At 67.3% G+C, this 20,212-nt stretch carries 16 protein-coding genes; 8 read left to right on the top strand and 8 right to left on the bottom strand.

All coding sequences use genetic code 11. From position 1 onward, the window contains the following. Positions 1 to 140: 140 nt before the first annotated feature. Positions 141 to 1,382: an FAD-dependent oxidoreductase gene (locus tag M9978_RS11350; protein ID WP_254293207.1), complete on the top strand. Its 1,242-nt coding sequence runs from the start codon at positions 141 to 143 to the stop codon at positions 1,380 to 1,382. Here M9978_RS11350 and M9978_RS11345 read toward each other — a convergent pair. The 7 genes from M9978_RS11345 to M9978_RS11315 form a co-directional block, all read right to left on the bottom strand. Further along, positions 1,379 to 1,654, bottom strand: coding sequence for a formate dehydrogenase subunit delta (locus M9978_RS11345; protein WP_254293205.1), 276 nt, complete (start codon positions 1,652 to 1,654; stop codon positions 1,379 to 1,381). The two genes, M9978_RS11350 and M9978_RS11345, sit on opposite strands and share 4 nt — an antisense overlap. Then, positions 1,651 to 4,494, bottom strand: a complete 2,844-nt coding sequence (fdhF, locus tag M9978_RS11340) for a formate dehydrogenase subunit alpha (RefSeq protein WP_254293203.1) — start codon at positions 4,492 to 4,494, stop codon at positions 1,651 to 1,653. Before fdhF ends, M9978_RS11345 begins: the two co-directional genes overlap by 4 nt. Then, positions 4,484 to 5,005, bottom strand: coding sequence for a molybdenum cofactor guanylyltransferase (gene mobA / locus M9978_RS11335; protein ID WP_254293201.1), 522 nt, complete (start codon positions 5,003 to 5,005; stop codon positions 4,484 to 4,486). The genes fdhF and mobA overlap by 11 nt, the downstream gene beginning before the upstream one ends. Beyond that, a complete protein-coding gene (gene fdhD / locus M9978_RS11330) occupies positions 5,002 to 5,805 on the bottom strand; it encodes a formate dehydrogenase accessory sulfurtransferase FdhD (protein ID WP_254293199.1) in 804 nt (267 codons plus the stop codon). Before fdhD ends, mobA begins: the two co-directional genes overlap by 4 nt. Further along, positions 5,802 to 7,274: an NADH-ubiquinone oxidoreductase-F iron-sulfur binding region domain-containing protein gene (locus M9978_RS11325; protein ID WP_302053934.1), complete on the bottom strand. Its 1,473-nt coding sequence runs from the start codon at positions 7,272 to 7,274 to the stop codon at positions 5,802 to 5,804. Before M9978_RS11325 ends, fdhD begins: the two co-directional genes overlap by 4 nt. Then, positions 7,274 to 7,690 carry an NAD(P)H-dependent oxidoreductase subunit E gene (locus M9978_RS11320; RefSeq protein WP_254293195.1) on the bottom strand — a complete coding sequence of 139 codons (417 nt, stop codon included), beginning with the start codon at positions 7,688 to 7,690 and terminating at the stop codon, positions 7,274 to 7,276. Before M9978_RS11320 ends, M9978_RS11325 begins: the two co-directional genes overlap by 1 nt. Before the next feature lie 64 nt (positions 7,691 to 7,754). Beyond that, positions 7,755 to 8,648 carry a LysR family transcriptional regulator gene (locus M9978_RS11315; RefSeq protein ID WP_254293193.1) on the bottom strand — a complete coding sequence of 298 codons (894 nt, stop codon included), beginning with the start codon at positions 8,646 to 8,648 and terminating at the stop codon, positions 7,755 to 7,757. Positions 8,649 to 8,728: 80 nt separating this feature from the next. On the opposite strand from M9978_RS11315, the gene hmgA reads away from it, so the two are divergent. From hmgA to M9978_RS11295, 4 genes are all read left to right on the top strand, one after another. Then, positions 8,729 to 10,054 carry a homogentisate 1,2-dioxygenase gene (gene hmgA, locus M9978_RS11310; protein WP_254293191.1) on the top strand — a complete coding sequence of 442 codons (1,326 nt, stop codon included), beginning with the start codon at positions 8,729 to 8,731 and terminating at the stop codon, positions 10,052 to 10,054. Positions 10,055 to 10,104: 50 nt separating this feature from the next. Beyond that, positions 10,105 to 11,103 (top strand): MBL fold metallo-hydrolase, encoded by a 999-nt coding sequence (locus M9978_RS11305; RefSeq protein ID WP_254293189.1) that lies wholly within the window; start codon positions 10,105 to 10,107, stop codon positions 11,101 to 11,103. Beyond that, a complete protein-coding gene (locus tag M9978_RS11300; protein WP_254293187.1) occupies positions 11,100 to 11,906 on the top strand; it encodes a GDSL-type esterase/lipase family protein in 807 nt (268 codons plus the stop codon). The genes M9978_RS11305 and M9978_RS11300 overlap by 4 nt, the downstream gene beginning before the upstream one ends. A gap of 119 nt (positions 11,907 to 12,025) precedes the next feature. Further along, positions 12,026 to 13,561 carry a M10 family metallopeptidase C-terminal domain-containing protein gene (locus tag M9978_RS11295; RefSeq protein ID WP_254293185.1) on the top strand — a complete coding sequence of 512 codons (1,536 nt, stop codon included), beginning with the start codon at positions 12,026 to 12,028 and terminating at the stop codon, positions 13,559 to 13,561. Here M9978_RS11295 and M9978_RS11290 read toward each other — a convergent pair. Beyond that, on the bottom strand, positions 13,556 to 14,533 hold the full coding sequence (locus tag M9978_RS11290; protein WP_254293183.1) for a sugar phosphate isomerase/epimerase family protein: 978 nt from the start codon (positions 14,531 to 14,533) through the stop codon (positions 13,556 to 13,558). The genes M9978_RS11295 and M9978_RS11290 overlap by 6 nt on opposite strands. A gap of 428 nt (positions 14,534 to 14,961) precedes the next feature. Between M9978_RS11290 and M9978_RS11285 the strand changes: the two genes are divergently transcribed. From M9978_RS11285 to M9978_RS11275, 3 genes are read left to right on the top strand one after another with little or no spacing between them, the layout of a single operon-like run. After that, positions 14,962 to 16,665 carry a GMC family oxidoreductase gene (locus tag M9978_RS11285; protein WP_254293181.1) on the top strand — a complete coding sequence of 568 codons (1,704 nt, stop codon included), beginning with the start codon at positions 14,962 to 14,964 and terminating at the stop codon, positions 16,663 to 16,665. After that, positions 16,662 to 17,342, top strand: a complete 681-nt coding sequence (locus M9978_RS11280) for a gluconate 2-dehydrogenase subunit 3 family protein (protein ID WP_254293179.1) — start codon at positions 16,662 to 16,664, stop codon at positions 17,340 to 17,342. Before M9978_RS11285 ends, M9978_RS11280 begins: the two co-directional genes overlap by 4 nt. Before the next feature lie 54 nt (positions 17,343 to 17,396). Further along, positions 17,397 to 20,192 carry a TonB-dependent receptor domain-containing protein gene (locus M9978_RS11275; RefSeq protein WP_254293177.1) on the top strand — a complete coding sequence of 932 codons (2,796 nt, stop codon included), beginning with the start codon at positions 17,397 to 17,399 and terminating at the stop codon, positions 20,190 to 20,192. Positions 20,193 to 20,212: the final 20 nt, after the last annotated feature.

Here is a 20,212-nt window from a genome sequence, read left to right as displayed (position 1 = left end):
AGCGTCCTTTTTGGCGCAATCACCAATAAGCGGCCAGGCGCCTATTCCCGCCAAGATGGGCATTACCCCTTTGCGAGGTTGATGACCCGTCCCGCCGCCGCGAACATCGCTCAATCGATGTGAACGGCCAGGGACCTGATATGCGTGACCCCAATTTCGACCGGCGCGGCTTCCTCGCCGCCGCCACGACCGCGACGATACTGGCGTCGGCGAGCGAAGCCGGCGCCCAGCGGCGGCGGCGCGGCGGCGGGTATGACGTGGTGGTGGTCGGCGCGGGCGTGTTCGGCGCGTGGACCGCGTGGCAGCTCCAGCAAAAGGGCGCGCGCGTGCTGCTCACCGATGCCTGGGGGCCGGCGCATTCGCGCGCCTCGTCGGGCGGCGAGACGCGGCTGATCCGCACCGAATATCGCGGCGACCCGATCTACACGCGCTGGTCGAAGGATTCGCTGGTCGAGTGGAAATTGCTCGCAGAGCGCACAAGGCTGCCGTTGTTCCGTGAGACCGGGGCGCTCTACATTTTCCCGGAGATCGATGAAAAGATCGAGAAGAGTGCCGTGCTGCACCGTCAGCTCGGCATCCCCTATGAGCAGATCTCGCCTGCCGACCTCGCGCGGCGCTGGCCGCAGATCGACTTTACCGGCATCGCGATCGGGGTGATGCAGCCGACGATGGGCGCGTTGATGGCGTATCAGTCGGTGCAGGCGCTGACCGAGCTGTTCGTCGCGCGCGGCGGGACCTACCGCCAGGTGGAGATCGTCCCGCCGCGCATCGCCGGCGACCGGCTCGGCGAAGTGCTGACGACCAAAGGCGAGCGGATCGCCGCGGACAAGTTCGTCTTCGCCTGCGGGCCGTGGCTGCCCAAACTCTTCCCCGAGGCCGTTGGCGCGCGGATCGTTCCGAGCCGGCAGGACGTGTTCTTCTTCGCGCCCGAAGGCGGCGACACGCGCTTCATGTCACCCGCGATGCCGGCCTGGGTCGATGTCAGCAGCCCCGACCTGCATTACGGCTTCCCCGACCTCGAATCGCGCGGCTTCAAGATCGCGCTCGACAAGCATGGTCCGGCCTATGACCCCGACAGCATCGACCGCCGCGTGCGCGACCGCGCGGTCGCCGACGTGCGCGCCTATCTGCGCAAGCGCTTCCCCGCGCTCGCCAACCGGCCGCTCGCTGAGTCGCGCGTCTGCCAATATGAGAACAGCCACAACGGCAACCTGCTGCTCGACCGGCATCCTTCCGCCGCGAATGTGTGGATCGCGGGCGGCGGCAGCGGGCATGGCTTCAAGCATGGTCCGGCAGTGGGGCGCTATGTCGCTGGACTGCTCGACGGCAGCAGCAAGGTCGAGCAGCGCTTCCTGTTCGCGACCCATCGCGAGCACGGCTAACCCGCGTCGGAATGCCCCACTTCATCCCCGGCGTTGAACTGCGTCGCTTGCGTCTGATGCGGCGGATGCGGGTCGCCGCGCAGCAGCTCGACCGCCGCCGCCGCGACTGGCGACAGCCCGGCCGCATCCGCGAACACATTCGCCTTCATCCGCGGGTCCCAGAACATCGCGATATGATCGGCGGTCGCGGCGGCGGCACCCATATCGGCCATCGTGCCGAAATTCCGCGCGATCTGGTTCGCCATATAGACCAGGTGATCGCGCTGGTTCATTCGGCCGCCTCCGCCTCAATTCGGCGCGAGCGGCGCGACCGTTCGTCATAGCTTTCCTGCCAGTCGCTCGGCCCGTTCGACGCGGTCACCTGCACCGCCGTCACCTTGTATTCGGGGCAATTGGTCGCCCAGTCCGAATAATCGGTGGTGATGACGTTGGCCTGCGTCGCCGGGTGGTGGAAGGTCGTATAGACGACGCCCGGCGCGACGCGGTCGGTGACCTGAACGCGCAACGTCGTCTCGCCCGCCCGCGACGCCAGCCACGTCCAGTCGCCGTCCTTGAGCCCGCGGTCCTCGGCATCGGCCGGATGCATTTCGAGCAAATCCTCGGGATGCCACACGACATTGTCGGTGCGCCGCGTCTGCGCGCCGACATTATAGTGGCTGAGGATACGCCCAGTGGTCAGCAGCAGCGGGAAGCGGGGGCCGGTCTTCTCGTCGGTCGGGATATAGTCGGTGACGACGAACTTGCCCTTGCCGCGCACGAAGCCGTCGATGTGCATCACCGGCGTGCCGTCGGGCGCTGCTTCGTTCGCCGGCCACTGGATCGAACCGAGCGCATCGAGCCGCTCGAAGCTGACCCCCGCGAAGCTCGGCGTCAGCCGCGCGATTTCGTCCATGATCTCGCTTGGATGCGAATAATTCCAGTCGAGCCCCAGCGCGTTCGCCAGCCCCTGCGTCACTTCCCAGTCGGCGAGGCCATTCAACGGCGTCATCACCTTGCGCACCGGCTGGATACGGCGTTCGGCATTGGTGAAGGTCCCGTCCTTCTCGAGAAAGGTCGATCCGGGCAGGAAGACATGCGCGTAGTTGGCCGTTTCGTTCAAAAACAGGTCGTGGACGATCACGCATTCCATCGCCGCCAGACCTGCCGAGACATGCTTCGTGTTCGGATCGGATTGAAGGATGTCCTCGCCCTGCACGTACAGCGCCTTGAACGTCCCCTCCACCGCCGCGTCGAGCATGTTGGGGATGCGCAGCCCCGGCTCGGGATCGATCGCGACGCCCCAATCCGCCTCGAACAGCGCGCGGGCGGCGGCATCGGAGACATGGCGATAGCCTGACAGCTCGTGCGGGAAGCTCCCCATGTCGCACGCGCCCTGGACGTTGTTTTGCCCACGCAGCGGGTTCACGCCGACGCCTTCGCGCCCGACATTGCCGGTCGCCATGGCGAGATTGGCGATCGCCATCACGGTCGAGCTGCCCTGCGAATGCTCGGTCACGCCCAGCCCGTAATAGATCGCGCCGTTGCCGCCGGTCGCGTAGAGCCGCGCCGCGTCGCGCAGATCGGCGGGATCGACCGTGGTCACCGGTTCCAGCGCCTCGGGCGAGTTGCGCGATTGCGCCACGAACTCGGCCCAATGCGCGTACTCATCCCAGTCGCAGCGGTCGCGCACGAACGCCTCGTCGGCCAGCCCCTCGGTGACGATGACATGCGCCATCGCGGTCAGCACCGCGACGTTGGTGCCGGGCCGCAGCGGCAGATGATGCGCCGCCTCGATATGCGGCGAGCGGACGATATCGGTGCGGCGCGGATCGATGACGATCAGCTTCGCGCCTTGGCGCAGCCGCCGCTTCATCCGGCTGGCGAAGACCGGGTGCCCGTCGGTGGGATTAGCGCCGATGATCAGGATCACATCCGACTGCATCACGCTGTCGAAATCCTGCGTTCCGGCGCTGGTCCCGAACGTCGTTTTCAGTCCGTAACCGGTCGGCGAGTGGCAGACGCGTGCGCAGGTATCGACATTGTTGTTGCGAAAGCCTGCGCGGATCAGCTTCTGGACGAGGAAGGTCTCCTCGTTGGTGCAGCGGCTCGACGTGATCCCGCCGACCGACTCCTTGCCATATTTCGCCTGAATGCGGCGGATTTCGCTGGCTGCGTGCGCGAACGCCTCATCCCACGACACCTCGCGCCACGGCTGGTCAATCGACTCGCGGATCATCGGATTGAGGATACGTTCCTGATGGTTGGCATAGCCCCACGCGAAGCGACCCTTGACGCAGCTATGCCCACGATTGGCCTTGCCGTCCTTCCACGGCACCATCCGCACCAACTGCTCGCCGCGCATCTCGGCGCGGAAGGTGCAGCCGACGCCGCAATAGGCGCATGTGGTGACTACGCTGCGGTCGGGCGTGCCAATCTCGACCACCTTGCGCTCCTGCAAGGTCGAGGTCGGGCAGGCCTGCACGCACGCCCCGCACGACACGCATTCGGAAGAGAGGAAATCGTCCGCCGCCGTGCCCGCCGAGATTTTCGACTCGAACCCGCGCCCGTCCATCGTCAGCGCGAACGACCCCTGCACCTCGTCGCACGCGCGGATGCAGCGCGAGCAGGCGATGCATTTACTCGGATCGAAATCGAAATAGGGGTTGGACAGGTCCTTGGCGCTGTCGAGGTGGTTCTCACCCTCGTATCCGTAACGCACCTCGCGCAATCCGACTGCGCCCGCCTGGTCCTGCAACTCGCAATCGCCGTTCGCGGGGCAGGTCAGGCAATCGAGCGGATGGTCGGAGATGTATAGCTCCATCACCCCCTTGCGCAGCTTGTGCAGCGCCGGCGTCTGCGTCCGCACCACCATCCCCGGCTCGACCGGCGTGGTGCAGCTCGCCGGCGTCCCGCGCCGCCCGTCGATCTCGACCAGGCACAGCCGGCATGATCCGAACTGTTTGAGGCTGTCGGTGGCGCACAATTTGGGGATGTTATTCCCCAACTCCGCCGCCGCGCGCATCACCGTGGTTCCGGCGGGGACGGTGGTCTCGCGCCCGTCAATGGTCAGCGTGATGCTGTCCGCCGCATCCGATGCGGGGGTGCCGAAATCGGCCTGGGGTTCATAGCCCATCTTGCTGCTCCAGCCGCGCCAGATCGTCGCGCGTGTTCACATTGGCGAGGGGGAGGTGAAGATCGACGCCGCGCGCGCCGATCTCGTCGGCAAAGGCGCGCATCGAATGGCTGCCCGGTCCCGCCAGCCGCTCGGCCAGCGAGGGCAGGGCCTCGACTGGCCACAGCCCGATCACTGGCTGGCTGACGACATAGGCCGGTGCGAGACTGAGCCGCTCGACCAGATCGCCGGGGAGTCCGACACTATCCACGCCGCACGTCAGGACCAGATGATGCCCGTTTGCCTCGGCATGGCGCAGCGCCCCTGCGACGCCGCCGAGCGGCCCGAGCCCCGGCGTGGGCCAATCCGGCACACCGCCGCCGCGCCCGATCACCACGACCTCTTCGCACTGTCCTGCCAGCGCCGCCCGCGCGAGATCGATCAGCCGCTCGCCGTGCAGGGTCGCCACCGCCTTGTCCGAACCGAAGCGCGACGATTGCCCGCCCGCGAGAATGGCGCCGAGCACGGTCATACGATGCTCCCATGCGGATCGCTCAGCACCAGCGCATTGTCCGCACGCGCCAGCGCCACCAGCGTCAGCCCCGCCGCCGCCGCGCGCTCGACCGCAAGGCTGGTCGGCGCCGAGATCGTCACCAGCATCGGGCAGCCGGCGCGGACGGTCTTCTCGACCAGCTCATAGCTGCACCGCGCCGACAAGAGGATGAACCCGCCCGCCGGGTCGATGCCATCCAGCGCCAGCGCCCCGATCAGCTTGTCCAGCGCATTGTGCCGCCCGACATCCTCGCGCGCCGCGACGATCCGTCCGTCCGGCGTGCAGAAGGCGGCGGCGTGAACCGCGCCGGTCGCCGCCGACAAGGGCTGGTGATCGGACAGCGCCGCCAGCGCCTTGGCGATCGCCGCCCGGCTCGTCGCGATTCGCGCGGTTACTGGCGGCAATGGCCGAAGCACCTGCTCGATGCTCTCGATCCCGCAGAGGCCACAGCTGCTTTCCGACACGCGCGTCCGCGCACGTTCGATCACCGTTTCGAGCCGCTCGGGCGGCAACGTCACGCGCACGATCCAGCCACCCTCGATCGGGTGGACGCCGATATCCTCGATCTCATCGGCTCGCGCGATGCCCTCGGCGAGCGTCAGTCCGACGGCATAGGCCTCCAGATCGGCCGGCGTTGCCATCATCACCGCATAGCCGATGCCGTTATATTCGATCGCGACCGGCGCCTCGATCGGGATCCGCCGCAGCAGATCCGCATCACCCGGCTCGCCGAGCCCCAGCTGTTGTGCGGCCACTGGCCGGTCGAGCATGCCGCTCATGCCGCTGCCTCCTGCGTGCGCGGCCCGAAATCCTCGGGAAAATGGGTGATCGCGCTCATCACCGGATAGGGGGTAAACCCGCCGAGCGCGCAGAGCGAGCCGAACTTCATCGTCTCGCACAGGTCGGCGACCAGTTCGAGGTTCGACGCCGCGGATTCCCCCGCGATCACCTTGTCCAGCGTCTCGCGCCCCCGCACCGCGCCGATCCGGCACGGCGTGCATTTGCCGCAGCTCTCCGCCGCGCAGAAGTCGAACGCGAAGCGCGCCTGTTTCGCCATATCGACGCTGTCGTCGAACACCGTGATCCCGCCATGGCCGATCAGGCCGTCCACCGCCGCGAACGCCTCGTAATCGAACGGCGTGTCGAACAGGGCAGGCGGGAAGTACGCGCCGAGCGGCCCGCCGACCTGCACGGCGCGCACGGGCCGCCCGCTGTCGGTGCCGCCGCCGATCTTCTCGACCAGCTCGCCCAACGTGATGCCGAACGCGGTCTCGAACAGCCCGCCATATTTCACATTGCCGGCAAGCTGCACCGGCATCGTCCCGCGCGAGCGGCCCATGCCGTAATCGGCATAGGCCTGCGCGCCCTGCGCCAGCACGAACGGCACCGCCGCCAGCGTCAGCACATTGTTGATGACGGTGGGACAGCCGAACAAACCTTCGTGCGCGGGCAGCGGTGGTTTCGCCCGCACCTCGCCACGCTTGCCCTCGAGCGAATTGAGCAGCGACGTCTCCTCGCCGCACACATAGGCGCCCGCGCCGACGCGAATCTCGACCTCGAACGGCGCGATCAGCGGCGCGGCAAGCCGGACGGCGGCTTCCATCTTGCGGATCGCGTGGGGATATTCGGAGCGGATATAGACGAAACCCTTGCTGGCGCCCACTGCCAGCCCGGCGATCGCCATGCCTTCGATCAGCATGAAGGGATCGCCCTCCATCACCATGCGGTCGGCAAAGGTGCCGCTGTCACCTTCGTCGGCGTTGCATACGATATATTTGCGCTCACCCGGCGCAAGGCGGACCGTGTTCCACTTGATCCCGGCGGGGAAGCCAGCGCCGCCGCGCCCGCGCAGGCCGGAAGCGGTGACCTCGGCGACAATCGCTGCCGCGCCCAGATCGTGAGCGCGTTCAAGACCAACCCAGCCGCCCGTCGCGGCATAATCGTCGAGGCTCAGCGGCTGCGTCTTGCCCGCCCGCGCGAAGGTCAGCCGCGTCTGCGCTGCAATGAACGGGTGATCCGCCACCACGCCGATCGCCAGCTGCTTGCCGCGCCCGTCGAGGATCGCCTCGACATCGCTCGCAGCGACGGGACCATATCCGCGGCCGTCGATCTCCACGAGCGGTTCGAGCCAGTGCATCCCCCAGCTCGAAACGCGCACCACTTCATGCCCCAGCGCCGCGAACCGCGCTGCCACCGCATCGGCCCCGCACGCCACCGCCAGCGCGTCGTCTGAAATCCGGACCCGCATCACATCGCCCCGATCAGTGCCGCGACCTTGGCGCCGTCGAGCCGCGCATGGAGGTCCTCGCCGATCATCGCGTTCGGCCCGACCGAACACAGGCCGAGGCAATAGACCGTCTCGACCCGCACCCGGGAGCCAGCGGAGCGTTCGGCCTCGGCGGCCAGCGCCTCGCTCCCGCGCGCCTGGCAGCTTTCGGCGCGGCACAATTTGATCGCGGTGCGCGGATCGGGCGTGCGGCGAAAGTCGTGGTAGAAACTCACCACGCCAGACACCTCGGCACGGCTCAGGTTCAGATGCAGCGCGATGGCACGGATCGCTTCCTCGGAGACATGGCCGAACGCGGCCTGCACGTCGTGCAGGATCGGCAGCAGCGGTCCCTCGCGCCCGTCATGCGCGGCCAGAATGTGGTAAAGGTCAGCCATGGTCGCCGTCGAGCCTGCGCCGCCTTGCGCGCAAAAACAAATCAATCCCGCCGATAATTGATCGTCATTCTCTATCAGAGGCGCGCAGCAGCTGCGCGGTCATCAGCGCCGCGCGCGCCACCGGCGCCATCGGCTCGGGCGCCGCGACCAGCAGCCCGACGCTGTTGGTCTCGGGCAGGTCGGCGATCGGGATCAGCCGCACGCCGGTCTCGGGCGCGATATAATCGGCGTGGCTGTCGGTGACGATGCTGTTGAGCCCGCCGCGCGCCACCATCGAAAGCAGCGCCAGATAGGAATCGGTCGTCGCCACTGCGCTCACCTGAACCTGCCGCCGCGCGAAATGCGTGTCGAGGATGCGGCGGTTCTGCATGCCCTGATGCAGCAGGCACAAGGGCTCGGTCACCGCCTGCGCCAGCGTCACTTCGTGATGCACCGCAAGGGGGCTGCCCGGATGCACCGCGAGGCAATAGCGCTCGCTGTACAGCGCCACCGCGACCATGTTCCCCAGCGGATCGCCGTCGAGATAGGTGAGCCCGGCATCGAGCTCGAACCCGGCCAGCCCGCGCACGATGAAGTCCGAGGTCAACTGGCGGATCGCGACGCGCAGCTCGGGATAGGCGCGGGCGAGCGCGCCGACGAAGCGCCCGGCATAGGGCATTGCCGCCGGGATGCAGCCCAGCCGCATCTCGCCGCGCAGCGATCCGGCGGCGTTGATCGCGAGCCGCATCTCGTCATGCCCGGCGACCAGCCGGCGCGCATGCGGGAGGATCGCCTCGCCCTCCGCGGTCAGCCCGACGAAACGGCGGTCGCGCTGCACCAGCCTTTTGCCGAGCCGCGCCTCGAGATTGGCGATTCCGGCGGACAATGTCGGCTGAGTCACATGACATCGCGTCGCGGCGCGCGCGAAATGGCGCTCCTCGGCCAGCGCGATGAAATATTCGAGGAAGCGGAACTGCATCGCAGCGTTTATTGCACGTCGTTGAGCGCGCATCTATTGCGGGCGATGAAGTATCAAATGAGACCATTCGGGAGAGCGGAATGACCGCCAGCGCGCCGCCTACCGCCGGCTATATGCCCGGCTTCGGCAACGACTTCGAGACCGAGGCGCTGCCCGGCGCGCTGCCGCAGGGGCAGAATTCGCCGCAGCGCTGCCCCTATGGGCTCTATGCCGAACAGCTGTCCGGCACCGCCTTCACCGCGCCGCGCGGGCGCAACGAGCGCAGCTGGTGCTATCGCATCCGACCGAGCGTGCGCCATGTCGGCCGCTTCGAACCGATCGAGGTGCCGCACTGGAAGTCGGCGCCCAACGTCATCCCCGGCGTCGCCAGCCTTGGCCAATATCGCTGGAACCCAATGCCGCATGAAGACGCCGAGCTGAGCTGGATCACGGGCATGCGCACCGTCACCACCGCGGGCGACGTCAACACCCAGACCGGCATGGCGGCGCACATCTACCTCGTCACCGCGTCGATGGTGGACGACTATTTCTACTCGGCCGACGGCGAGCTGCTGGTGGTGCCGCAGCAAGGCCGGCTGCGCTTCTGTACCGAGCTAGGCACGATCGAGATCGGGCCGAAGGAGATCGCCATCCTGCCGCGCGGGCTGGTCTATCGCGTCGAGGTGATCGAGGGGCCGTGCCGCGGCTTCGTCTGCGAGAATTACGGCCAGCAGTTCGATCTGCCCGACCGCGGCCCGATCGGCGCCAATTGCATGGCCAATCCGCGCGACTTCAAGACGCCAGTGGCGGCGTTCGAGGACCGCGACGCGCCGTCCACCGTCACGCTCAAATGGTGCGGTCAGTTCCACCGCACATCGATCGGCCACAGCCCGCTCGACGTGGTGGCGTGGCACGGCAATTACGCGCCGTACAAATATGATCTGACGACCTACAGCCCGGTCGGCGCGATCCTGTTCGACCACCCTGATCCGTCGATCTTCACCGTGCTGACCGCGCGCTCGGAGGTCGAGGGAACCGCCAATATCGACTTCGTGCTGTTCCGCGAGCGCTGGCTGGTCGCCGAGCACAGCTTCCGCCCGCCCTGGTATCACAAGAATGTGATGAGCGAGCTGATGGGCAACATCTATGGCGAGTATGACGCCAAGCCCGACGGCTTTGCGCCGGGTGCGATGAGCCTGCACAATTGCATGCTGCCGCATGGGCCGGACCAGAATGCATTCGACCGAGCGAGCGCGGCGGATCTCAAGCCCGAAAAGCTCGACCAGACGATGAGCTTCATGTTCGAGACGCGTTTCCCCCAGCATCTCACGCTATGGGCCGCACGCGAGGCGCCGATGCAGTTCGATTATGCCGATTGCTGGAACGGCATCGAAAAGAAGTTCGACGGCACATTCGACCCGGATTGACGCCCATCTGACCGGCGGGCAGCTCTTCTCCATATGCAGGAGAGGGTGGTTTGAAACGCTGGGTCAAACGCGTGGCCGTGACGGTGCTGGCAGTGCTCCTTGCCGTCGGCGGCTATGGCGCGTGGCGGCTCGGCCATCCCGCCATGCCCGAAGGCACGCAGACGCTGCCCGCCGCATCGCGCGTGCCGGACGGCCTCACCGCACAATATTTCGGCACGACCACGCTCGTCTTCCGCCAGGGCCGCGACGCCGTGATGATCGATGCGCTGCTCTCGCGGCCCGGCCTCGGCAACGTCCTGTTCGGCAAGCTCGCGAGCGACTCCGCGCGGATCGAGGCGATCCTGCGCCGCGCCGGATTGTCGAGGCTCGGCCTGCTGCTGGTCTCGCACACCCATTACGACCATTCGCTCGACCTCGCTGCCATCGCCGCGCGCGCCGGCGCGACCGTCGCCGGATCGACCTCGACCGGTTTCGTCGCGCAGGGCGGCGGCATCCCGAGCTCGCGCATCCGCACGATCAGGGGCGGCGAGACGCTGAACGCCGGCGCGATCAGGGTCACCGTCATTCGCTCGCTTCATTCGCTGGATGATCGAATCCCCGGCGTCGTCACCGCGCCGCTGCGCCAACCCGCCGGCGTCGCCGACTACAAGGAAGGCGGCAGCTTCGCCTTTCTGATCGAGCATCGCGGCACGCGCATCCTCGTCCACCCCAGCGCCAATTTCGTCCCCGGCATGTATCGCGGGATCAGGGCCGACGCGGTGTTCCTCGCCACCGGCGGGCTGTCGGCGCACCCGCCCGAGTTCACGCAACGCTATTGGCGCGAGACGGTGACCGCGACCGGTGCGAAGCTGGTCATGCCGATCCACTGGGACGATTTCCTCGAGCCGCTGGACCGGCCGCTCCAGCCGCTGCGCCGCTTCATGGACGACATCCCGCTGACCATGACGCGCATCGCCCCGCTCGCCGCGCGCGATGGCGTGCCCGTCGCCTATATGCCGGTGATCGCGCCGGTCGACATCGCCTCCCTCGCCAAAGGACTCACGCCATGACGCCGATCCTCTATGTCGCCGCCGCCTTCGCCGCGCAGGGGGTGACCGACAATCCCTGCCCGACGCCGGTCGTGATGCCGCCCGAAGTCGTGGCGTGGCGCAAGCAGATGTACGCGGCCGGCAACCGCGCGATGCTGCCTCCGCCGCCCGAGGCCGTGAGCTATCGCACGGCCTATATCGAGGCGCGCAAGACCGACTGGGCCGACCTCTGCCAGTATCGCGCCGACAATGAGCGCGTCCGCGCGCTGCCGCAGGCCGACCGCGCCGTCGTGTTCATGGGCGATTCGATCACCCAGGCCTGGCCGATGGCCGATCCCGCGCTGTTCACGCGCGGCCGCATCAACCGCGGGATCAGCGGCCAGACGACGCACCAGATGCTGCTGCGCTTCCCCGCCGACGTGCTCGCGCTCAAGCCGCGCGTCGTCCACATCATGGCCGGCACCAACGACGTTGCCGGCAATACCGGCCCGACCACGCTCGACACGATCACCGGCAACATCCATGCGATGGTGGTGCTGGCCAAGGCGGCGAAGATCCGCGTCGTGCTCGCCGCGACGCCGCCCTCGGCCGGGTTCAACTGGGCGACCACCGTCAAGCCGGTCCCGGTCCTGGCCGAACTCAACCGCCGCCTGCGCGAGATGGCGGCGCGCGAGAAGGTGACGTTCGTCGATTATGGCAGCGTGCTGCGCACTCCCGACGGCGCGCTCAAGCCCGAGTTCACCTTCGACGGCACGCACCCCAATGCCGACGGCTATGCCGCGATCCGCGCCATCGCGAACAGGGCCGTGGCCGCCAAACGCTAAGGCACAGCCAAACGACCGAACGGCAAAGCTTCGCCCGCTTAACGCCGGGATCGTTCCGGCGCAGCCTGTGTTGACAACGTTGACCGGCTGGAGCCGGCGCGGAAGACGGGAGAGGTGCGATGAAGCGACTTGGCTTGCTGGCGGTGGCGCTTGCCGGTTCGGCGGCGGCGTTCGGGTTGATCGGCACGACGAGCGAGCCGGCGCCGGGCACGATCACCACGCTGCTCGGCGGGCTGCTGCCGCCGCCGACAACGACCGATGAAGCACCCGACGCCGCGACCGCGGCCAGCCGCGTCACGCTGCCCGACCTGATCTATTATGGCACCTGTTGGTGGCAGCTGCAGGAGGCACCGCGCACCGACCCCGCGATCCTGCTCGGCAACGGCTATCGCAATCCGCATGTCGAATATGACGCGGCGGGCGATTATTTCGCCGGCACGGTCGAGAAGGTCGGGGCCAATGGCCGCGTCACCGACGTCATCCTCGCCTTCGCCGCCGCCAAGACCGCCGAAGGACTCAATGCGCTGAGCGACGTCACCGACAATGGCGGTCTGACTTATGGCCTGAGCTCGCCGCAGGCCGATGAGGCCGCCGCGATCTACACGCGGCTGATGAGCGATCCGCGCTACGCCGATGCGCGCATCCATGTCACCGGCCTCTCGCTCGGCGCGGCATTCACGCAATATGTGCTCGGCTATTCGATCGCCACCTATGGCAAGACGGTGACCGCGGCGCGCGCCAGCTTCGTCCAGTTCGGCATGCCCGGCTACAGCCAGGGCGTGGCGACGCGCTTCGGGCTGACGGTCGACGATTTCGACGGACTGATCACCGGCTATGTGCCCAAGAACGACGCTACTCCGAACAACACGCCGCCAGGCGGCATCCAGCATGGCCAGCGCGATCTCAACGCCCGGCTGATGGGCACGATTCACTGGATGGCCGACTATCAGCCCCATGGGCCGCTGTCGATCTTCGGGTTGTTCAACAGCCTCGCGGCGCATGAATCCTTCGCCTATATCGGCGCCTATGGCCTGCCCGGCTGGATAAGCGCGGCGCAGAAGCAGCAGACCATTACCGATGTCTTCGCCAACGCGCCGCCGACGAGCAAGATCGATCCCAATTACGGCCTGTCGGGCAGCGTGTCGCAGAGCATCATCGGCGACGGCGCCAATGGTCGCCACATCGGCATGGCCAGCGACGACACGCTGCAGGGCAAGGGCGGCAGCGATATCCTGACCGGGGGCGGCGGGCGCGACAGCTTCATCTATGCCGCAGCGACGGACAGCTTGCCGGCCGCGCCCGACCGCATCACCGATTTCGGCGGGAGCGATGTGATCGACCTGTCGGGGCTGCGGCGGCCCGGCGGCTTCAGCTTCGTCGGCACGGCAAGCCCCACTGGCGCGGGCACGGTCGGCTACCGCATCTCGGGCAACGACACGCTGGTCGAGGTCAATGTGAATGGCGGCGCGTTACCCGACATGGTGATCCGCCTGACCGGCCGCCCGGCGCTGACCGCGGCGAACTTCGCGCTCGGCGGCAGCCTCAGCGACGCCGCGGCCTATCTGGTATTCCTCGCCAGCAACACCACCGGCCACCCGTTCCTCGACCATGTCCTGCTCGGCCCGGCGCTGGAGGATTTGCTGGCGGGGTTATAGCGCCGCCAGATAGTCGTGATTGCTCTTGAGCACGTCGAACACGGGGCGCAGATGCGGCGCTTCCTGTTCGACGAAGAAGCGGGTGATCCCCGCTTCGCGCGACGCCGCCATCACGTCGCGCCAGTCGATGATCCCCTTGCCGACCTCGGCATGGTCCATGCGCAGCTCGAAATTGGGCACGTTGCTTTTAACGACGTCCTTGATGTGCAGCGCGCTCACCCGGCCTTTATGCCTGCGGATGAATGCGGCGGGATCGGTGCCGGTGCCTGCGGCCCAGCCACAATCGAGCTGGAAGCTGACCAGCGCCGGATCGGTCTCCGCGATCAGCAGCTCCATGATCGAGCGGTTGCCGACCGGCCCGAACTCGTTGCCGTGATTGTGGAAGCCGAATTTGAGGCCGTGCTTGCTCAGACCGGCGGCCTTGCGGTTCATATAGTCGGCGCACCACTTCCAGCCATCCTCGCCCATCTTCGCCACGATCGCGGTGACCACCTTCTTGACGTCGTCGCCGGGGTTGAGCCGGATCGGCAGATGCGGCGGGGTCACGAATAGCGGCATGATCACCGTATCGAAGCCGAGGATGCGCGCTTCTTCCGCCAACAGGCCGGGATCGTCGTCGAGCGTGCGCGGGGCAGGGCGGAACGGCAGGCCCGGCACGTGCGCGCTGGTGCATTTGAGGCCCGCGCGGTCGAGCGCCGCGCGCAGTTCCGTGGGCGTGCGTCCGATATAGCCCGCCAGCTCGACCGTGCGGTAGCCGATCGCCGCCAGCTTGCCGAGCGTGCCGTCGAGATCGGCGGCGGCTTCCGGCCCGACCGAATAGAGCTGGACCCCGATCGCCGGGCCGGACGGCGGGAAGAAACCGCTCGCTTCGCGCGGTGCGCAGGCGGCGGTCATCGCGGCGAGCCCGCCGGCCAGAAACCCCCGGCGGCTCGGCCGCATGCCGCCGAACAGATCGAAACCACGCTCGCCCATGACACCCTCTCAAAGTCTCCCCGTTCTTGAGAACGGGCTTGTAATCCATTACATTCAATCATCATCTTGTCCACCCTATTCGGCTGGATCGCCCCTGCGAAGCAGGGCCTGCGAGCGCCATATCGGCTGGCTGTCTAGCCGCCGCCACGCGCCGCCGCCAGCCGTTCGATGGGGCCATCCGCAGGCCAAGACGGCGCGCCGCCGATTTCACGGCCGCCCGTTCGGCAAAGCGCGCGATCCGATCGGCAAAGCCGTTGGCCCAATCGCGACTTGCTGTCTGATAGGTCACTGTTATCGTTTACATTGACGCGGCGTTCAGCCGGAGGTGGAGAGGCATGTCAGGGGTTCATCGCATTAGCTGCCCAGGATTTTCGGACGCTTGCGCCGCAACCCCCGCGCGCGTCTCCGCGCAAGCAGCCGGCTGAGCCATGGCCGCCGAGCCCTTCGACGTTCTCATCGTGGGATCGGGCGCCGGCGGCGGCATGGCGGCCTATGAGCTGACGCGCCGCGGACTCAAGGTGCTGCTGCTCGAAGCCGGGCGCGATTACGATCCCGCCGACGAAACCCCGATGTTCAACCTGCCTGCCGAAGCCCCGCTGCGCGGCGAGCCGACGCCGGACAAGCCGATGGGCTATTACGACGCGACGGTCGGTGGCGGGTGGGACATTCCCGACGAGCCCTACACCGTCGCCGAGGGGTCGGAGCCGTTCAAATGGTGGCGCCCGCGCATGCTCGGCGGTCGCACCAACCATTGGGGCCGCGTGTCGCTGCGCTTCGGCCCCTATGACTTCAAGCCGCACAGCCGCGATGGGCTCGGTTTCGACTGGCCGGTGACCTATGACGAGATTGCGCCGTGGTACGACAAGGTCGAAAAGCTGATCGGCGTGTCCGGCGGCCCCGCTCAGGGCTTCGAAAACACACCGGATTCGCCCGAAGGCTGCCTCCAGCCCGCGCCGCCGCCCAAGCCCTATGAGCTGCTCGTCGGCCGCGCCTTCGCCAGCATGGGCATCCCGACCGCACCGACCCGCGCCGCGATCCTGACGCAGCCGCTGGGCGAGCGGCAGGCCTGCTTCTACGCGACGCCGTGCATCCGCGGCTGCTCGATCGGCGCGGCGTTCCAGAGCACCACCGGTCTGCTCCCGCAGGCGCGTGCGACCGGCAACCTCACCATCCGCACCGACGCGATGGTCTATCAGGTCGATCTGGACAGCGCGGGCAAGGCGAGCGGGGTCAGCTTCATCGACCGCAGCACCCGCCAGCATCACAATGCGAAAGCCAAGGCGGTGGTGCTGTCGGCGGGCGCGGGCGAGACCGCGCGCATCCTGATGAACTCGCGCGGCGGCGGCTTCCGCAACGGCATCGGCAACGATTACGGGCTGGTCGGCCGCTATCTGATGGACACGGTCGGCACCAAGGTGACCGGCCAGATCCCCGCGCTCGAAGGGCTGCCGGTCACCAATGACGACGGCATGTCGATCATGCACACCTATGTCCCCTGGTGGGGCTATCAGGCGCAGGCGCGTGGCGAGCTGAATTTCCCGCGCGGCTATCATGTCGAGATGAACGGCGGGCGGCTGATGCCGTCGATGAACCTGATCGACTGGCTCGACGACGGCAAGGGACTGGTCGGCCCCGAACTGCGCGCGTCGATGCGCCAGCGCTATGGCAGCACCATCCGGCTCGGCTCGCGCGGCGAGATGATCCCGAACGACGATTGCTATTGCGATCTCGACCCCAAGGTGAAGGACAAATGGGGCGTGCCGGTGCTGCGCTTCCACTGGAAATGGGGCGAGCCGGAGATTGCCCAGGCGACGCACGCGATGGCGACCTTCCTCGAAGTGATCGACCGCATGGGCGGCACGCCCGTGCCCCCGTTCGAGCGCGACGGCCGCAAGGCGATCAGCAAGGGCGGCGAGATCATCCACGAAGTCGGCACCGCGCGGATGGGCGCCGATGCGAAGACCTCGGTCGTGGACTCGTTCGGCCGTAGCTGGGCAGTGCGCAATCTGTTCGTCGCCGACGGCGCGGTGATGGTGTCGAGCCCGGACAAGAACCCGACGCTCTCGATCCTCGCGCTCTCGTGGCGCACCGCCTCGCACCTCGCCGACCTAGCGCAGCGGGGTGAGCTGTGAGCGAGACCGTCAATCTCGACACGCCTAAACTGGACCGGCGCGCGGTGCTGGTCTGGGCCGGCGCGCTCGCGACCGCGCTCGGTGCCGGCTATTATTTCGATCTCGGCATCACCGGCGCCAAGCCGGCCAAGGCCGCCGGCTATGGCCGCGACCCGAACCTGCTCCAGCCGAGCGTGCCCTGGCCGCGCGTACTGACCGCGGCGCAGCTCGCGTCGGTCAAGGTCATCGCCGACTACATCTTCCCGCGCGAAGGCAAGACGCCCTCGGCGAGCGATGTCGGTGTCCACCAGCTGATCGATGAATGGGTCAGCGCGCCCTATCCGGAATTCGAGGCCGACCGCGAGCTGATCACCGCCGGGCTTCACCATCTCGACCTGTTTGCCAGGCTGACCGGCCACGCGCGCGACTTCGCCACCGCCAATGCCGGCGTCCAGCGCGAGGTTCTGACCAAGGTCGGCGACGTCGCATCCGCGCTCCCCACCGCGCCGTTCTGGAAGCGGCTGCGGCGGCTGATCCTTGGCGGCTATTACACCACCGAGGCTGGCTTCGCCGACATTGGCTATATCGGCAACGTCGCGCTCAAGAGCTTCCCCGCGCCCACGCCCGAGATCGTCGCGGCGGTCGAGCGCGCTGCCCAGCAACTCGGACTCAACGATCGTATCGGAAGCCGCGCATGAGCGCCCGGCTTTCCAGCCATCAGGGCGAAGGCGCCCATTACAAGGGAGGAAAACATGTCTTCAATCGATAAAAGGATCGGCGTCATCGGCTGCGGTGCCAGCCTTGCCGCATTGCTCGCGGCGACCCCTGCGCTGGCGCAGGAAACGCCTGCACCGGCTGCGGCAACGCAGGATGACAACGCTATCATCGTGACCGGCACGCGCGTCGTCCGCTCGGGCTTCACTGCGCCGACGCCCGAGACGTCGCTCGGCGAAGAGGAGCTGGAGACTCGCGCGCCGGCGAACATCGCCAACGCGATCAACGACCTGCCGCAGCTCACGCCGACGCTGAACCCCTCGACCAGCGGCGTCGGTGTCGGCGGCGGCACGGGCGGCGCGAATTTCCTCAACCTGCGCGGCCTCGGCATCAACCGCACGCTGACCCTGCTCAACGGCAACCGCGTCGTGTCGTCGACCACCACCGGCGGCGTCGATGTCAACCTCGTGCCACAGGGTCTTGTCAGCCGGGTCGACGTGGTCACCGGCGGCGCCTCGGCCGCCTGGGGCTCGGACGCGGTCGCGGGCGTGGTCAACTTCGTCCTCAATACCAAATATGAGGGGCTCAAAGCCCATCTTTCCGCAGGCAGCTCGTTCGAGGGCGACGCCGGCACGTATAACGGCAACCTGACGTTCGGCACGAGCTTCGCCGATGGCCGCGGGCATTTGCTGGTCGATGTCGGCGGCGCGGTGCAGAACGGCGTCGATCATTTCACCGACCGCGACTGGTACAAGGGGTGGAAGGTCGTCAACAACCCGGCCTACACCGCGACCAACGGCCAGCCGCGCCAGCTCGTTTCGACCGGCGATTTTCTGGTCGCTTCGGGCGGCGGCGTGATCATCTCGGGCGCGCGTGCGCTCAACACGGCGTTCGACGCCAACGGCAATCCGTTCGCCTACAACCCCGGCACGCCGACCTCGCCCTACAAGATTGGCGGCACGCCGAACGATATCGGCGCGGGCTATCCGCTGGTCGTGCCGGTCAAATATGGCAACGTCTTCGGCCGGCTGTCCTATGATCTGCTCGACAGCCTGACCGCCTATGTCGAGGTCGGCTATTCGGCCTCGAGCACGGTCAACAAGACCGCCTCCTATGTCTCGCTCGGCAACGTCACGATCCAGGCGGACAACGCCTATCTGCCGGCGGGTTTCACCGGGGCGCCGTTCGTGCTGGGCAAGGTCTTCGAATCGCTCGGTACGCCGCAGCCGCGCAACGACCGCACAGTGATGCGCATCGTCGGCGGACTCGAGGGCAAGCTCGGCGGGTCGTGGAGCTGGAAGGCTTATTACCAGTACGGCGAGAGCCGCGTGCTCAACGAGGTGTCGAAAAACCCGATCGTCCCCAACGTCGTGCGCGCGACCGACGCGATCCGCAACGCCGCGGGTCAGATCGTGTGCCGTTCGGCCGCCACCAACCCGGACTGCGTCCCGTTCAACCCGTTCGGCACCACGCTGGCGAGCGCGGCGGCACGGGGCTATGCCACCGGCACTGCCGCCCAGAACATCGTGATCAAGCAGCAAGTCGCCGCCGCGACGGTCAATGGCGAGCCCTTCTCGCTCTGGGCCGGCCCGGTCTCGTTCGCGGCAGGCGCCGAATACCGCACCGAATCCTACGCCGCCGATGCCGACCCGCTGTCGGTCACCAGTTCCTACTGGGTCGGCAACTACAAGCCGGGCAGCGGCAGGTATAATGTGAAGGAGGCCTTTGCCGAAGTCGTCGTGCCGCTGGCGCGCGACATCACGCTGCTCAAGTCGCTCGACTTGAACCTTGCCGGCCGCATCACCGACTACAGCACCAGCGGCACGGTCAAGACCTACAAGGCCGGTGCGATCTGGGACGTGATCGACGGCCTGCGCCTGCGCGGCACGCACTCGCGCGACATCCGCGCGCCCAATCTGAGCGAGCTGTTCCTCGGCGGTCAGGCCAACACGCTGATCGTCAACGATCCGCAGAATGGCGGCGCGTCCTACGGCGTCGTTCAGGTGCTCCAGGGCAATGCGTCGCTGAAGCCGGAAATCGCCACCACTAACACGTTCGGCGTGGTGCTGCGGCCTTCGTTCGTGCCGGGGTTGAGCGCGTCGGTCGATTATTACCGCACTCGGATCACCGACGCGATCACCAATCTGGGCGGCCAGCAGATCGTCGATAACTGCGCGCTTGGGCAGACGGTGTTCTGCGCGGCGGTGATCCGCAATGGCGGCACCCCGAACCTGATCACGCGCGTCAACATCTCGGGCTTCAACGCCAGCGTCGAGAAGGTGAGCGGCATCGACTATGAGCTGAGCTACACGACCGCGCTCTCGGCGCTGTCGCCCGATCTGCCCGGCAGTTTCACGCTGCGGATGCTGGCGTCGAACACGCGCGAGCGGACGATCACCGCGCTGGGCGTCACGACCAACTATCTCGGCATGGTCGGCCAGCTGGGCGCGGGCGGCCCGCCCAAATGGCGCTGGATGGGCAGCGCGACCTATGACAGCGATTTCATGCGCACCCAGCTGACGATGCGCCACATCGGCAGCGGCGTGCTCGACAACCGCAACATCGAGTGCACCACGGGATGCCCGGCATCGACCACGGCCAGGCCGACGATCGACAACAACCAGGTCAAGAGCGCGACCTATTTCGATCTGTCGCAGACCTTCAAGATCAAGACCGGCGGCAAGGACGCCGAGTTTTACGTGGTGGTCGAGAATCTGTTCGACAGGGACCCGCCGGTGATCGCGCTCGCCTCCTTCCTCGCGGCGGGTGCGGGCGGCGTCTATCACGACCTGATCGGCCGCCGGTTCCGGGTCGGTTTCCGCTTCGAATATTGACGGGCAACGCGGGTCCGGCG

Source organism: Sphingomonas tagetis, from assembly GCF_024211275.1.
In the GTDB taxonomy this organism is placed as follows: domain Bacteria; phylum Pseudomonadota; class Alphaproteobacteria; order Sphingomonadales; family Sphingomonadaceae; genus Sphingomonas; species Sphingomonas tagetis.
This window is presented reverse-complemented; position numbering and strand designations above follow the sequence as displayed.

What these genes read in the sequence shown, in the direction of transcription:
- M9978_RS11350 (WP_254293207.1), top strand. Translation starts at nt 141, where the DNA reads ATGCGTGACCCCAATTTCGACCGGCGCGGCTTCCTCGCCGCCGCCACG.
- M9978_RS11345 (WP_254293205.1), bottom strand. Translation starts at nt 1,654, where the DNA reads ATGAACCAGCGCGATCACCTGGTCTATATGGCGAACCAGATCGCGCGG.
- fdhF (WP_254293203.1), bottom strand. Translation starts at nt 4,494, where the DNA reads ATGGGCTATGAACCCCAGGCCGATTTCGGCACCCCCGCATCGGATGCG.
- mobA (WP_254293201.1), bottom strand. Translation starts at nt 5,005, where the DNA reads ATGACCGTGCTCGGCGCCATTCTCGCGGGCGGGCAATCGTCGCGCTTC.
- fdhD (WP_254293199.1), bottom strand. Translation starts at nt 5,805, where the DNA reads ATGAGCGGCATGCTCGACCGGCCAGTGGCCGCACAACAGCTGGGGCTC.
- M9978_RS11325 (WP_302053934.1), bottom strand. Translation starts at nt 7,274, where the DNA reads ATGCGGGTCCGGATTTCAGACGACGCGCTGGCGGTGGCGTGCGGGGCC.
- M9978_RS11320 (WP_254293195.1), bottom strand. Translation starts at nt 7,690, where the DNA reads ATGGCTGACCTTTACCACATTCTGGCCGCGCATGACGGGCGCGAGGGA.
- M9978_RS11315 (WP_254293193.1), bottom strand. Translation starts at nt 8,648, where the DNA reads ATGCAGTTCCGCTTCCTCGAATATTTCATCGCGCTGGCCGAGGAGCGC.
- hmgA (WP_254293191.1), top strand. Translation starts at nt 8,729, where the DNA reads ATGACCGCCAGCGCGCCGCCTACCGCCGGCTATATGCCCGGCTTCGGC.
- M9978_RS11300 (WP_254293187.1), top strand. Translation starts at nt 11,100, where the DNA reads ATGACGCCGATCCTCTATGTCGCCGCCGCCTTCGCCGCGCAGGGGGTG.
- M9978_RS11295 (WP_254293185.1), top strand. Translation starts at nt 12,026, where the DNA reads ATGAAGCGACTTGGCTTGCTGGCGGTGGCGCTTGCCGGTTCGGCGGCG.
- M9978_RS11290 (WP_254293183.1), bottom strand. Translation starts at nt 14,533, where the DNA reads ATGGGCGAGCGTGGTTTCGATCTGTTCGGCGGCATGCGGCCGAGCCGC.
- M9978_RS11285 (WP_254293181.1), top strand. Translation starts at nt 14,962, where the DNA reads ATGGCCGCCGAGCCCTTCGACGTTCTCATCGTGGGATCGGGCGCCGGC.
- M9978_RS11275 (WP_254293177.1), top strand. Translation starts at nt 17,397, where the DNA reads ATGTCTTCAATCGATAAAAGGATCGGCGTCATCGGCTGCGGTGCCAGC.